The organism is Streptosporangium sp. NPDC006007 (assembly GCF_040614315.1).
Lineage (GTDB): Bacteria > Actinomycetota > Actinomycetes > Streptosporangiales > Streptosporangiaceae > Streptosporangium.
The window spans coordinates 1-14350 of sequence record NZ_JBEXUG010000007.1 but is presented as its reverse complement, the minus strand read 5'-3'; the positions used below and the strand labels follow the sequence as shown (position 1 = coordinate 14350).

Genomic DNA, 14350 nt, shown 5'->3' with positions numbered 1-14350 from the left:
CCCGGTGAGCGAGCGCGGCCAGTCGGCCGACGGCCACGGCGCCACCGCGGGCGACCCCGGGGAAGGAGGCCGTGTGAGCACCTACGACCTGGCTGTCATCGGCCTTGGATACGTCGGTATGCCCCTGGCCAAGGAGGCCGCGGCGGCCGGACTGCGCGTCATCGGCTTCGAGGTCGACTCCCGCAAGGTGGAGGCGCTCAACGCCGGCCGGTCCTACATCGACGACCTGACCGACGCCGACCTCGAACACATGCTGACCGGCGGATTCCGCGCCACCCTGGACGAGTCGGTGCTGGCCGCGAGCCGGACCGTCGTCATCTGCGTGCCGACCCCGCTGGACGAGGACCACCGCCCCGACCTGTCCGCCGTGGAGGGCGCGACCGCCACGGTCGCCAGGAACCTGTCCGCGGGCACCCTGGTGGTCCTGGAGTCCACCACCTGGCCGGGAACCACCGACGAGATCGCCCGCCCGATCCTGGAGACCTCGGGTCTGGTCGCGGGCACCGACTTCCACCTCGCCTTCTCGCCCGAGCGCATCGACCCGGGCAACGCCAAATACGGCATGCGCAACACCCCGAAGGTCGTCGGCGGCTACACGGCGGCCTGCAAGGACCGCGCGGTCGACTTCTACTCCCGGTTCGTCGAGCAGGTCGTCCCCGTCAGCGGCACCCGCGAGGCCGAGATGGCCAAACTCCTGGAGAACACCTACCGGCACGTCAACATCGCCCTCGTCAACGAGATGGCGATCTTCTGCGACGAGCTCGGGGTCGACCTCTGGGAGGCCATAGAGGCGGCGGCCACCAAGCCGTTCGGCTTCCAGAAGTTCCTGCCGGGTCCCGGCGTCGGCGGCCACTGCATCCCCGTCGACCCGTCCTACCTGTCCTACACGGTGCGCAAGCTGGGCTACCCGTTCCGGTTCGTGGAACTGGCCCAGGAGATCAACGAGCGGATGCCGTCCTACGTGGTGGCCCGCGTCCAGCGGCTGCTCAACCGGCACCGCAAGGCCGTCAACGGCGCCCGGGTGCTCCTGCTCGGCGTCACCTACAAACCCGACATCGCCGACGAGCGCGAGACCCCGGCCGTGCCGGTCGCGCGGGCGCTGCTCGACCTCGGCGCCGACCTGGTCTTCGCCGACCCCTATGTCAGGCAGTGGAGTGTGGACGGCACCCCGGTGCCGCGGGAGGAAGACCTCGCGAAGGCGGTCGCCGAGGCGGATGTGACGCTGCTGTTGCAGCAGCACGCCGCCTTCGACCTGTCGATCGTCGAGGACCACGGCAAGCTCGTGCTCGACACCCGAGGCGTGCTCGCCGAGGGTGAACGCGTCGAGCGGCTCTAGCGACGAAGGGCTGCGCGCAGTGCACGTGCTCGTCATGACGGTGGTGCATCACCCCGAGGACGCCCGGATCCTGCACCGGCAGATCCGCGCGCTCGTGGACGCCGGTCATGAGGTCACGTACGCCGCGCCGTACACCGCGCGGGGCGTCATGGCCCGCTCCTGGGTGAACGGCGTCGACCTTCCCCGGGCGGCCGAGCGCAAGCGGCTGTCCGCCGTGCGCGCCGCCCGCAAGGTGTTCAAGCGGATGCGCGACCAGGTCGACCTGGTGATCATCCACGATCCCGAGCTGCTGCTCGCGGTGGTGGGGGTGCGCAAGCGGCCCCCGGTGGTCTGGGACGTCCACGAGGACACCCCCGCGACCCTGTCGCTGAAGCCCTGGCTGCCCGCGTTCCTCCGCCCGCCGGCGCGTTTCGTGGCCCGGACGCTGGAGGGCGCGGCCGAGCGCCGCCTGCACCTGCTCCTGGCCGAGAGCGCCTACGCCGGCCGGTTCCACCGGACCCACCTGGTGGTGCCGAACGAGACCTGGGTGCCCGACGAGGTGACCGAGCCGGGAGACGACCGCGTCGTCTACCTCGGCTGGCTGTCGGAGGCGCGCGGCGTGCACGAGGCCATCGAGGTGGCCCGGCTGCTCCAGCCGTACCGGGTGGCGGTCGAGCTGATCGGCTACGCCGACTCGCGGTCGCGCCCGACGCTGAACGAGGCGGTGACCGAGGGAGTGCTGGAGTGGCGCGACTTCATGCCGAACGACGAGGCGCTCAAGCGGCTCGACGGCGCGCTGGCCGGGCTGTCGCTCCTGCACGACGAGCCCAACTACCGGCACTCCATGCCCACGAAGATCGTGGAGTACATGGCCCACGGGATCCCGGTGATCACCACTCCGTCGCCACGCGCGGTGGAACTGGTGGAACGCTACGGCAGCGGCACGGTCGTGCCCTGGCGAGACCCCAAGGCGGTGGCACAGGCCGTGCTCTCCCTGCGGGACGACGCCCGGGAACGGCACGCGCAGGGCGCCCGGGGCTATGCGGCGGCCCGTGCGAACCACCACTGGCCGAACTCGGCCCGCCGTTTCGTCTCCCAGCTTGAGGCCTGGGCAGGGGTCAAAAGCTGACCCCCCGCACGGCGTGCGCGGCGAAGCTGTTTATGTCCGCCTGATCGCGAGAACGGTAGTGTCCTGAACGTGCGCTGGCTCACCACTATTCTCGGCGTGGCGATCCTCGCGGCGGCGGTGGCGGCGATCGTGATGGTTCTCCCCCGAGACCGGGACGCCCCGCCGGAGAGCGGTTCGCCGACCGCGTCGCCGACCTCCGCCGCGCATCCCCCGGCCTCGCCGGCCGCCGGGGAGGGGGCCTTCACCGACCCCTGCGGAACCTTCGACACCACCGTGCGCGCGCCGTACGCGCTGACCGGCTACTGGCTCATCCCCACCACCGACCACTGCACCTGGCGCCGGCAGCTCGCCGCCATCCACGAGGTGGGCGGGGACACCGTGATCCGCATCGGGTGGGGGCTGCAGGGCCGCAGGACCGATGAGGACGGCCGCGTCCTCGACAAGGAGGGCAGGGCGGCCGACCCCCGCTACACGTCCTGCGTCGAGGACGGGCTGTCCTGCGTGGCGGCGGCGGAGAAGGACCTCGAAGCGGCCAATCCCGGCAACAGGGTCAGCTGGACGTTCGTCTACCGGACCGACGAGGCATTCGGCGACCGGTTGTTCCGCTGCCCCGAGTTCGAGCGGCGGATCCCCGTCGGCGACACCGTCTTCTACCGGATCGTCGCGCCGGACGACGGGACCGACGACGCCGGCTGCGAGAACATCAGAAACAAGGGGCGCGGCTACCACCTGATCCTGATCGCGGGCGCCGCGCGGGACAGCCTCACCGAGCTGCTGGACCTGGGCGACCGGTTCGGCGTACGGGTCTTCCCCGCGCTGCCGCTCTCCCCGCGCGACCCCGCGCAGAGCACCCGCGCCTCCGAGCGGGGCACGGACACCCTCACCACGCTCACCCGGCGCGTCCTGCAGGACTACGGTGCCCGGTTCAAGGACAGGCCCTCGCTCGGCGGCTTCTACCAGCCGTTCGAGCTGCAACTGCGGGAGATGAAACCGGACCACCCCACGCTCGCGGTCTACGCCTCGCAGCACGGGATCGTCGAACAGGAGATGCCCGGCAAGCCCATCCTGGTCAGCCCCTACCTGGACGCGCGTAAACGGCTGCCCTTCAGCGCCACACCCCGGCAGGTGGCCGCCGGCTTCGAGGCACTCGCCAGGGCCGGGGTCGGCATCATCGCGCCCCAGGACAGCCGGGGCACCGGCAAGGTCGGGTTGTTCTGGCCCGACCAGCGCGAGGAGCGGGTGGACGACCGGCTGCGCCCGGTCGTGGGGGAGACGACCAACGGCGCCGCCTACCACGGCTCGACCCGCGACTACTACCGGGAGATGGCCGCGGCGCGGGCCAGGATGGTCGCCCAGGGCCACGACGTGCAGCTCTGGGCCAACGTGGAGGCGTTCGAGCCGTCCGGCGACGAGCCCTGCGCGCCGAGGACCGGCACCCGGGGGCACACCGACAAGAAGCGGCTCGACGCGGCCGTGACCCAGGTCGGCCGGTACGTCTCCAAGGTCGTCTCCTACATGTGGAGCGACTTCTTCACCTGCGGCACGCCGTCCCTGGCCGAGCAGATCGCCCGCGACTCCGACCGGCCGATCCCGGTGGACGCGGTCCGCCTGAGGCGTGACATCCAGGACGGTGTGGAGATCCGGGGCTACAACCTTCCGCTGGGCGGCACGGTGACCGTCACCTGGGACGGCGCGCCGTCCCCCAAGGCCGTCGAGGTGACCGGTGTGGACCTGACGGAGCCGCCGCCCGGCCTGCCCGCCGGGATCAGGACGGCGTGGATCCCGTTCGACTGGAGCCGGGTGCCGTCCGGCGGCTGGGTCAAAATCGAGGTCGCGGCCCCGGACGGGCGGGCGGCGGCCGAGCCGTTGCACGTCCGCCTGCAGTCCTGATCGGTGTGCTGAGCCGTTGCGCGTCCGCGCGGAGCCCTGACCGGTGTAACGTGCCTGGCATGGTTCCGCGCATTCCCGTCAGCGTGGATCTGGTTGTCCTCACGGTGCGCTGCCAGGCGCTGAGCGCGCTCGTCTGGCGGCGGGACAGGCCACCCTATGAGGGACACTGGGCCCTGTCCGGCGGCTTCATCCACCTCGACGAGGATCTGCCGGCCGCCGCCGCCCGCGTCCTGGCCGAACGGGCCGGCCTGCCGGGGGCCGCCGTCCACCTGGAGCAGCTGCGGACCTACGGCTACCCCGACCGCGACCCGCGCCAGCGCGTCCTGAGCGTCGCCTACCTGGGCCTCGCCCCCGACCTGCCGGCCTCCACCGAGGCCCACATGAGCTGGCAGCCGGTCTCCTCCCTGCCGGGGATGGCCTTCGACCACCGGCGCATCATGGTCGACGGCGTCGAGCGCGCCCGGGACAAGCTTGAGTACACCTCGCTGGGCGCGGCCTTCTGCCCGCCGGAGTTCACCGTCGCCGACCTGCGCCGGGTCTACGAGATCGTCTGGGGGCGGACGCTGGACCCGCGTAACTTCCACCGGAAGGTCACCAGCGCGGAGGGCTTCCTGGTGCCGACCGGCCGCACCACCACCCGCGACGGGGGCCGCCCCGCCAAGCTCTACCGCCGGGGCCCCGCCGTACTGCTCCACCCCCCGATGCCCCGCTCCCCGAAGGAGACCCCGCCGGCGGACTGATCGCCGCGTATCTCCGCAGGGGAGTTTGCAGCCCTGCTCGATCCAGGACCGCAGCGCGTGGATCCGCGCGACCTGGGCCTTTCCGTCCCCTCCGTCTGATCACGGTCCGGGTGTCCGGCCGGACGTCAGCGCAGGTCCCGCACGAGGAGGTCGAGGGTGGCCTCCTCGTGGAGGGCGATGCCCAGGGCCGCCATCGCCGGGGCCAGGTCCGGATCCCAGTCCGCCGTGACCGGCCGGCCCGCGAGCGGTAGCCGGGGAACCCCCTCGGCGCGGGCGGCGAGCCGTTCGTAGTCGTCGGTGTGCAGCCGCCAGGGACGGGCGTCGTACCGGCGGATGATCCGGTTGGCCAGGGCGAGTCCCGGCCAGTCGAAGTCGCCGTGGTAGGCGAAGTGGCAGCCGGTGGCGGCCATGGCGTCGAGGAGCGTGAGGACCACGGTGGCCGCGCTGCCGGAGGTGCAGACGAGAGGCTGTGAGCAGGCGGAGTCGGCCGCGGCCTCCACGACTCGCGGGTTCTCGCAGATGCGCACCAGCGTGCCCGGCGGCAGCGTCAGCCGCAGGGCGCGCAGGTCGCGCAGGGTGAGCTGGGTCTCCGCGTGGTGTGTGGCCCGTTCGCGCAGGGCCCGTTCGCGCCAGCCGTCGCCCCTCGGGCGCAGGCCGTAGGCGAGTACGGTGCTGGAGACCTCGTCCGGGGTCACATCCGCCAGCCTCCACAGCGCGCGTCGTCCGGCCGCGTCGTCGGGAGGCTCCCTGCCGTGTGCCAGGGCGATGCCGCGCTGGACGAGACGGGCGAGCCATGTCCCGTCGTCCAGGCCGTGCGCGGACCCCGTCGCCTCGGCGGCGAGCTCACCTCGCCCCCGTGGCCCCCGCCGCTCCGCTCCGAGGAGTACGGCGAGCACCTGAACCGCCTGCCGGAGGGTCCGGACCGCCGTCTCCGGCGGCACGTCCCGGGGCACGCCCACGCGGCGCAGGGAGTCGTACCACTGCCGGGTCCACGGCTCACCGGCCATGGATGACGCGTCCAGGGCCGAGGCGACCGACGACCACACCTGTTCGCGCCGTGTCTCGGCATCCGCCCGGACGGCCCGGCGGTCGGTGAGCGGCGGGCCCAGCGCGTTCAGGGTCTCCACCAGCCCGACGCCGGCCGCCGAGGTACGCAACCGGGCGTCGAGCGCGTCCAGCCGCACGGTCACGGCGGTGCCGGTGACAATCCTGCCCAGCAGCTGGGAGAGCGCGGTTCTCTCCTGTGCCTCCAACCCGGTCAGCCGCAGTGAACCCGCGGTGCGCAGGCCGTTGCCCTCCAGGCGTCTGCGCGCCGCCTCCCACAGGCGGCCGAGGCCCGGCCCGGCCAGCCACTCCCCGGTCTCGGCGGGCAGCGCCGGCGGCCGGGTACTCACACGGACACCAGGCGCCGATGGTGGCCGTTCCACGTGTAGTGCAGGGTGGCGACCCCGCGTACGTGGGGGTCGCGGAGGCATTCGTAGATCTCCAGGGCGGGCACCTCGGACCAGTTGCCGATGAGCCGCTCGCTGGTGAGGACGAAGTCGAGATCGAGATCGACGAGAATGCGGCCGAGTCTCCCGTGGGTGGGTTCGTCGACCTTGGCGAACGCGTCGTCCAGGAGGATCAGCCGCGGCGCCTGTGGTGCGGACTCGCCCACGGTGGTGAAGTGGGCGGCGGCCGCGGCGAAGAGCACGAGGTAGGAGAGCACGCGCTGTTCGCCCTGGCTGAGGCCGGTCCGGCCGGTGAGCCTGCGCCTGCGGCCGGGGGCGGCGTCCTCGACCACGAAGGTGTGAAAGCGGAACCAGTCCCGGTAGTCCAGCGCGGTGCGCAGGTGGGCGGCGTAGCCGGCCGAGGGGTCGGCCCTGCGCGCGTCTTCGATCCGGCGCCGCAGTACCTCGCGAAGCTGCTCGGTCTGCTCGCGGGTCCGCAGCCGCGAAGGGCTGCGCAGCAGGTCGGCGGCGGCTCGTACGTCGGCGTCGGCGTCGGCGTCCAGTTTCCACTCCAGTTCCACGCCGAGGCCGTGCGAGGTCCGTACGGTACGCAGGGTGTCGTTCAGCGCGGCGACCAGGTTGGCCGCGGCGATCACCTGCGTCGACAGGTGGTCGCCGAGCTCGCCGGTGAGAAAGCGCTGGAAGACTTCGCGTTCGCGGTCGGTGAGCCGCCCCCTGGCCTCGGCGGCCTGGGCGGCTATCCGCTCTCCGACGAGCGCCACGTCGTGCGGTCCATGGTCGTCGACCAACCGGCAGACCTTGATGCCGTCGTACTCCTCAAGCTGCGCGTCGTAGCCGCCGGCCAACTGGTCACGAAGCTCGGTGTGCCGGTTGAGCAGGGCGCTGTCCGAAACCTCTTTTCTCGGCTGGTCGAGCCGGTTCCGCACCGCGTCGGCCAGTTCGCGGAGCGCGCGGATACGGGTGCGGGTGTCCGCGTCCGGCTCGTCGGCCCACTGTTGCGGCACGGCGGCCGGGGTCAGCCCGGCGCCGCGGACCACCTCCGGCCGGTCGAGGGCTCCGCGGAGCGCTCCGCCCGTGTGAATGACCGCCACCTCCTGGTCCGCCAGCGCCCCGAGACGCCTCCTCTCGCCCTCCTCCGCGCGGATCCTCATCTCACGCAGGTCGTCGAATGTCCGCTGAACTCCCCACGACATACGGGCGACACCGTCGATCCGTTCCTGGGCCGCCTTCTCCCGGGCCAGGATCTCGGCCTCGGCCGATCCCACGGTCTCTTCGAGTGTGTGGAGGATGCCCTCCTCCGGACGCAGCTCACCGAGGCGGGTCTCGTACTCGCCCTCCGCTTCACGGCGCGCTTCGCCGGCGTTCTCGTACGCCGTGTACTCGTCGCGGTTACCGCCGAGCCCGGCGGCCGTGCCGCCGATGGCCCTGCGCAGGCGTTCGAGACCGTCGAGGAGGGTTCTCAGCGCGGTGTGCACATCCGACAGAGCCTCGGGATCGACGGGAAGATCGTGGGCCGACGCGGTCGCCTCCGCCGCGCGCCGAGCGGCCACGGCGCGGGTCCGGGCGTCGGCCGCTTCGCGGGCGGCGCGCGCGGCCCTGCCGGCCGTCTCCGCGGCGGTCTTCTCCCTGATCGCGGCTTCGGTCCAGGCGCCGGCCAGTGCGCGGGCCCGAGGGAACCCCTGCCACGCGGTGGCGAGTGCCCGGCGCCAGGACCTGACCTCGCCGAGCCGCTCGCGCTCATGGTCGAGCAGCTCCCTTACCGTTGTGATCCGCTCGGTCAGTTCGGTCAGCCGCCGCCGGCGGGTCTCGGCGCGTACGGCGGCGCCCACGTACTCGGCGCCGTCCTTGGTGTGCCTGCCGCGCAGGGCGGCCAGCCGCCAGCTGCCGTCGTAGTGCACGGCGCTCTCGGCCTCGGTTGTCTCGGCCGTCTCCAGCGCGACGGCGGACAGTACCCGCTTGACCTGCTCGGCCGTGACACCGCTCTCCGGCGGCGGGACCGGCCGCAGCGCGGCGGCCAAGGTCGGTCCGGCCGGTTCCGTCCCGCCCGGACGGAACAGGGTGTCGCGGGTGAGCGGGTCGAGGAGCACGCCGTCCGCGCCGATCCAGGCGTCGAGCAGCCCGCTCGCCTCCAGAGCCGCCTCCAGACCTGCCCGGTCCGCGTCCGGCAGCCGGTCGTCGAAGTCCACCAGCCGGTAGAGAGGCGCTCCGGTGCCCGTTGCCCGCTCCGCGGCGCGGTGATACGGCATGGGCGGCTCCGGATCGGCGCGCCGCTCCCACTCCGTCTTCTCCGCGGTCAGCCGTTCGTGCTCATCGGCGAGCCGGGCGACGTTCAGCGCGTGCCCCTCCTGCCGGTCGGCGAGTTCCGCGTCGTACGGTTCCAGGGTCTCGCGGGCGGCCTGTTCCGCCTGCGCGTCGGCGTCCGGAGGCAGCGTCCGTTCGGCGAAGGACCCGTCCGGGGGCGCCGCGTGGCCGACCGTGCTCCGGACACCGCGCAGCGTGGGGCGGTCCGGACCGACGGCGGCGGATGTGCGCTCAGTCCACCGCGTCACCGCGTCGGCGTAGGCGCCGCTCTCCGTGACGACCTTCTCCCTGCTGCCGGCGAGGTGGTCCGCGGCCTTCTCGGCCTCGCCCTCCAGCCGCTCGCGGGCGGTGTCCGCGACGTCGGCCTCCGTCCGGGCGATACGGGCTTCGCCGACCAGTTTGTTCACCTCCCGGACCGTCCGGACGCGGTTCTTCATCAGCGGCCCGGCCTTTTCCAGCTGCTCCCGCCACGCTGTCAGGGCGGCCTCGACGGCCGCCGTGTCCACGGCGGCCACCCGCCGGTGCCGCACCGTGTGCCGCTCACCTGAGGGATCGGTGAGCTCCTCCTCGGTGTGCCCGCCCTGTCCGCCGCGCGGCAGGGTGACCACGGCGCCGAGATGGCCGACGGGAACCCCCGCCCGTTCGGCGCGGGCGCACAGCTCCCGGTGCTCCTCGGTCAACTCGCTGAGGCGGCTCCGTAGCCGTACGCCGCCGTCGGCCAGCCGGTCGGCCGCGGACTCCCCGGCGGTGTGCGCCCCCAGGAGGGACCTGAAGGCCGTATCGGCCGCGGCGCGGAGGGCCTTGACCTTGTCGCGGCGTTCCGACAGCTCCGCCAGGCTGCGGTAACCGTCGCTCGCGCGCACGGCGTCGAGTTCGGCCCGTGCGGCTTGCTGCTCCTCTCGGAGGGCGAGCAGCCGCTCACCCGCCTCCTGCTCCTGTCCCCGCAGCCTGCCCGTCTTCTTCACCGCGTCACCGGCTTCCCTGCGGCGCAGCCCGAGCAGGTCCAGCTCCCGGCCCACCTCCTCCGAGGCCCGGCGCAGCACTCCGATCAGGTAGCCGCGGTAATCGGTGAGGAAGGCGCTTAGCGCCGAATCGGTCCGTTCCAGGCGCCCCAGCTCGTCCCGCACCGTGTCCAGGTCGTGGAGGTTACGGGCCACCTGGTCCACCACCTCCTCCTCCAGCCCTGGCAGGGTCTCGCTCAGCAGAGAGGCCAGCCCGCCGGACTCGATCCGGTCTCCGACGGTCGGGCGCCGCAGCCGGTGCAGGAGCTGGGTGAGGTTGCGGTAGCGGGCGGCGTCGGTGATGCCGAACAGTTCGCGGGCCACCCGGGCGCGGTGCTCGACGGCACGGTCCGTCACGTTCTCCGGGCCGACCTTCTCCCTGAGCCGGTCCACGGGCAGGGGTGTCCTCTCCTCGACCAGCCGGAGCTCCTCGCCGACCCGGAGCGGGGTGACGAAAAACGATGGAACGGCCTTCTTCGTCGACTTCGAGGCCCGGACAGCGGCGCCGAGAGTGAGGTAGCGGTCGCCGTCCGGTCGTTCCATGCGGAACTCGACCCAGAGGTAACCGAGGCGGTTGGTCTGCTCGAACCCCTCCAGCATCAGCCAGGCCAGCGTGGTCCGGCCCGTGCCCGTGGCATCCAGAGCCCGGGCGTCGCCGTCCAGCAGGTACGGCAGCAGCATCTCCATCGCCTTGGACTTGCCCGCGCCGTTCTTGCCGCGTAACAGCAGCCGACCGTCACCGAACGCGAACTCCTGCTCGTCGTACTGCCAGACGTTGCCGATACCCGCGCGGTGCAGCCGGAAGCGGGGTCCGTCCGACGCCGGGAGGCGCCGTACGGGGGCGTTCGTGTCTCGGATCACAGCGGCAGCTCCTGCTGTACGTCGTCGGCGTCCCGTCCCGCCCCGGTGGTCCCGCCCACGGTGACGTGCGTGGCGTAACGGGCGGCTGCGGCGAGCAGCGCCCAGCCGCCCGTGCCGGCGCGCGCGCCGGCGACATCGGTGACCGGGCGGCCCTCCGCCGCGGTCTCCCGGTATCCCGCGGGCAGGCCGTGCCCCTGCGCGCGGAGCGGGCCTGCCCGAGCCACCAGCCGCATACGGGTCAGCAGGTCCAGTACGGCGTTCCGCAGTGCGGGCGGATCGTCCAGGTAGTCCCGCTGCCAGCCGCTCCGCCGCCCGTACTCCGCCACGATCCCGGTGAGCACCTCGTCCACCAGGTCGTCGGGTATGGCGACCCCGACGACCAGCCGGCCCCCCGTCGCCGGGTGCCCGGAACTCTCGGGCCTCAGCCGGTCCACCAGACGCCCGACCAGGAGAAGAGCCGCCTGGGCGACGGTTCCGGTGCCGGGCAGACGCAGGTCGGTCAGTTCGTCGTCGGGGTCCACCAGCGCCACGCCTTCGGCCCGGATCTCGGTCTCCAGGCCGAGGATCTCGGAGAACGCCTGCGCTTCGCGGCGCTGCCGGGTCCGCAACCAGTCGCGTTCGGCGTCGGTCAACTCGTCGAGGTAGACGGCCGGTGTCTCCACCAGCATCCGGCGCACGTAGGTACGGGGGCCGCCGAACCCGGGGTCCGCCGCGCGCCGTACCAGGTCCGCGCCGTCGAGGCTCTGCGTGAGCGGCCCGGCGACGACGGCACGGGCTATCTCCCGGTCCACCGTGATCAGAGCCTCGCCGCCGTCGTCCCGCGCGGCTGCGCCGACGCTCCCCTCGGTCTCGGTGAGCACACCCCAGTCGACCAGCCGGCGCAGGGCGGCGACCAGGCTCCGTTTCTCCGACGCCCGGCCCGTGCCCTCCAGCTCCACTCCGGCGTCGGCCGCGGCGGCCTTGATGTCGGCGACCAGCCGGGAGAGCAGCAGCTGTTCGGGCGCCGTCACCAGCACCGACAGCGCCAGCGCGAGGCAGGCGTAGGCGCGAGGGGTGAACGGGGCGCCGGTGGAGCGTTCGAGCCGATGCCCCGCGCCGGCGCCCAGACCGGCCTTGAAAAGCCTGGCGTAGGAGGTGTCGACGAGCAGCCGGTAGCCGAGCACCTGCTGGAACCGCCTTCCCAGCCAGTCGGCGTGTCTGCGGACCAGGGGGAACAGGTCGGCGTGCGGGCCGTCCGAGGTCACGAGCGGGTGGGCGAGCAGCAGCCGGGCGGCGCTGCGGCGCTCGGCGCCGAGGGCGGCGTCGTGGGCCGAGGGGATGGTCATGAGGCGCTCACGTTCGTCTCCTCGCCCATCGTGCGGGCGAAGCCCTCGACGGTCAGTTCCAGGTCTTCCAGCACCAGCTCGCCGTCGACCGAGTTCAGCGCCGTCCGCGTGCCGGGGACGCGGCGCACCGTGAGCCGGATGCCGAGTTCCGCCTCCTCGCTCCGCGCGCCGTCGAGGGTGAAGTCCCGCTTCCGCTCCGCGGTCAGGCCGGCGGCCCGCCGCAGCTGCGCGTTTCCCAGGGCCGTCGCCAGCAGTTCCAGCAGCAGCGAGAGCGCGGCCGAGGTGAGCCGTACCTGGGCGAAGCGCCCCGAGGCGCTCCGCAGCTCGTCCGCGGCGGCACGCCTGGCCGCGGCCTGGTCCCGCGCGGCCTGCTGGAGCCGCCGTTTCTGCGCCGAGTGGTCCTCCACCGAGGAGGTCCGGCCCCGCTGGGCGCGGCTGCCCCGCTCGCGCAGCGCGACCGGCACCTCGGCCACGGGGCCGGTCCACCAGCTGGTGTAGGCGGGTACCACCTGGTCGGGGTCGGGCGGAACGCCCAGGTGCCGGGCACCGTACAGACCGAAGGCGGCGACCGCGATGTCGTGCGCGTCGTCGGGGGCCGCCTCGTCGAACCACTTGGCGAGCCGCAGCAGGTCCTTGCGCCGTGACATCTCACCCGAGGCCGAGCGGAGCATCCGCTTGGCGTTGGCGAGGAGCGACTGCAGCGCGCTCAGGGTGGCGTCACGCAGCTGGTCGACCTGACTGCCGCGTCCCTCGGTGTCGGTGAACCAGTCGCGCAGCCCTTCCCAGTCCGCCGGCTCACGACCCCGGCTGCGCTGTACTCGGGTCTCAGGCTGTCCGGCCGCGCCGGCGGGCACTCCCGGGAGCCCCCGGACATGTGCGTCGAGACGGTCCAGCAAGGCGGGGAGCAGCGGCCACAGCCGATCCAGCGCCGACGCGATCCGGGGCGCCCGGAAGGCCACGTCCTCGGTGATCGCCTCGACGTAGTCGAGCAGAAGCTCCTTGAACCCCTGGTACTCGGCGCCGTCCAGGTCGTACCGTGCCAGCACCTGGCCCAGGTAGGCGTAGAAGTCCCGTACGGAGTCGGCGAACTCGGTGAACTGCACGAAGATCGTGCTGATCCGCTCCAGCGCGTCCTGCGGCTCCGCGCCGCCCGGCTGCTGGACCAGCTCGGCCAGCTCGCGCAGCCCCCTGTCGACCAGTGCCAGCAGCTCGCTGCTCACCTCGCGCGCCGCGTCTGCTCCCGCCAGCACCTCGTCGGCGTTCCGCTGGATCCGTTCGCCCAGCTTGGACAGCTGGTAGCGGGACCGGGAACGCTGGTAGTCGGTGATGCTGGACGCCTTCACCGTGCGGCTGCCGCGCAGCAGGTTTCCCCATCGCACCAGCTGTTCCATCCGGCCGGTGAGCGTCTCGGCGTTCAGCCGGGCCCCCGGGCCGCCGGAGGCCGCCAGTTTCGTCAGCACATCCGGCACGGCCAGGTCCGCCAGGAGCGTTCCGCAGAAGACCCGCATGACGGCGAGATACTCAAGCCGTTCCGGCGCGCTCAGGTACGCGTACGCGCTGAGCCGCTGCCACGAATCGCCGGCGTCGTCCTTCGCCGATGGGACCCGTGCCGGCTCCTCCATGGCAACGATCATATGCACCCCCGCCGGTGACGGGTCCTTGATTCACCCCGTCGGTTTGTGGATGTTCGGGCCGTTGAGGATTTTCGCCGATGCGGGAAAGGCCGCCCGCGGTGAATCCGGGTGGTCGTCGCCGGGCTGGAGCGGGTCGGGATTGGCGGCCGCGCATGACCCCGTATCGCTGTTCACGTCATGGGGAGACCGCGCCGTGGCGTCCAGGCGCTGGAACGCGATATCCGTGCGTGGATCCCCGATGGGAACGATGGTCGGCACGGACAACCAGCCAAATATCGACTTTTCGGACACCTTCCGTCCACTTCACCGATCCGGCCGGGGAGCCGATGACCCCCCGTGGGTGAGCGGCTTCCCTCCGCTGGACGCCAGTGATCTGTACAAGCTCTGGTCCGGGTCGGGCACCCTGCCCCGGACCGTCGACTGCGACGGGGACACCAATACGAACGAGGTCGCGTGGCGGTTCGAGTTCGAGCCGACGGAGGTCGCCTTCGACACCGAGGGCGTGACTGGCGGGTGGCCTCCTACACCGCGCGGTTCTCCATGGAACAGCAGGACACCGAGGACTGCCCGGGGCTGACCGGCACCTGGCTGGCCGTCAGCCAGCCCGCCTAGTGCTGTGACCGGAAACGATCACCGGGTTGACGTGTAGAGCGCTGCTGCCAGTTGGATGGTGCTGATCACGTTCGATCAGCGCTCGGGAGGC

10 protein-coding genes are annotated in these 14350 nt (G+C 72.6%); 5 read left to right on the top strand and 5 right to left on the bottom strand.

Features of this window, described 5'->3' with window-relative positions; all coding sequences use genetic code 11:
* Window positions 1-73: 73 nt before the first annotated feature.
* From ABZ194_RS07830 to ABZ194_RS07815, 4 genes are all read left to right on the top strand, one after another.
* Entirely contained in the window at window positions 74-1336 is a 1263-nt protein-coding gene (locus ABZ194_RS07830) for a nucleotide sugar dehydrogenase (RefSeq protein ID WP_355593912.1), read from the top strand.
* Between the two features lie 19 nt (window positions 1337-1355).
* Window positions 1356-2444 (top strand): glycosyltransferase, encoded by a 1089-nt coding sequence (locus ABZ194_RS07825; RefSeq protein ID WP_355593911.1) that lies wholly within the window; start codon window positions 1356-1358, stop codon window positions 2442-2444.
* Window positions 2445-2513: 69 nt separating this feature from the next.
* Window positions 2514-4334 carry a DUF4434 domain-containing protein gene (locus tag ABZ194_RS07820; RefSeq protein ID WP_355593545.1) on the top strand — a complete coding sequence of 607 codons (1821 nt, stop codon included), beginning with the start codon at window positions 2514-2516 and terminating at the stop codon, window positions 4332-4334.
* A gap of 59 nt (window positions 4335-4393) precedes the next feature.
* Window positions 4394-5074 (top strand): NUDIX domain-containing protein, encoded by a 681-nt coding sequence (locus ABZ194_RS07815; RefSeq protein ID WP_355593543.1) that lies wholly within the window; start codon window positions 4394-4396, stop codon window positions 5072-5074.
* 125 nt (window positions 5075-5199) lie between these two features.
* Here the strand turns inward: ABZ194_RS07815 and ABZ194_RS07810 are convergent, their stop codons facing one another.
* The 5 genes from ABZ194_RS07810 to ABZ194_RS07790 are packed head-to-tail and all read right to left on the bottom strand — an operon-like array spanning window position 5200 to window position 13938.
* Window positions 5200-6468 (bottom strand): TIGR02679 family protein, encoded by a 1269-nt coding sequence (locus tag ABZ194_RS07810; RefSeq protein ID WP_355593541.1) that lies wholly within the window; start codon window positions 6466-6468, stop codon window positions 5200-5202.
* Window positions 6465-10688 (bottom strand): TIGR02680 family protein, encoded by a 4224-nt coding sequence (locus ABZ194_RS07805; protein ID WP_355593539.1) that lies wholly within the window; start codon window positions 10686-10688, stop codon window positions 6465-6467. Before ABZ194_RS07805 ends, ABZ194_RS07810 begins: the two co-directional genes overlap by 4 nt.
* Window positions 10685-12013, bottom strand: a complete 1329-nt coding sequence (locus tag ABZ194_RS07800; protein WP_355593537.1) for a TIGR02678 family protein — start codon at window positions 12011-12013, stop codon at window positions 10685-10687. The genes ABZ194_RS07805 and ABZ194_RS07800 overlap by 4 nt, the downstream gene beginning before the upstream one ends.
* On the bottom strand, window positions 12010-13635 hold the full coding sequence (locus tag ABZ194_RS07795) for a TIGR02677 family protein (RefSeq protein WP_355593535.1): 1626 nt from the start codon (window positions 13633-13635) through the stop codon (window positions 12010-12012). The genes ABZ194_RS07800 and ABZ194_RS07795 overlap by 4 nt, the downstream gene beginning before the upstream one ends.
* Before the next feature lie 42 nt (window positions 13636-13677).
* On the bottom strand, window positions 13678-13938 hold the full coding sequence (locus tag ABZ194_RS07790; protein ID WP_355593533.1) for a hypothetical protein: 261 nt from the start codon (window positions 13936-13938) through the stop codon (window positions 13678-13680).
* Between the two features lie 162 nt (window positions 13939-14100).
* Here ABZ194_RS07790 and ABZ194_RS07785 point away from each other — a divergent pair, with 162 nt between their 5' ends.
* Complete coding sequence (locus tag ABZ194_RS07785; protein ID WP_355593531.1) at window positions 14101-14259, top strand: hypothetical protein; 159 nt, start codon at window positions 14101-14103, stop codon at window positions 14257-14259.
* The last annotated feature ends 91 nt before the right edge of the window (window positions 14260-14350 follow it).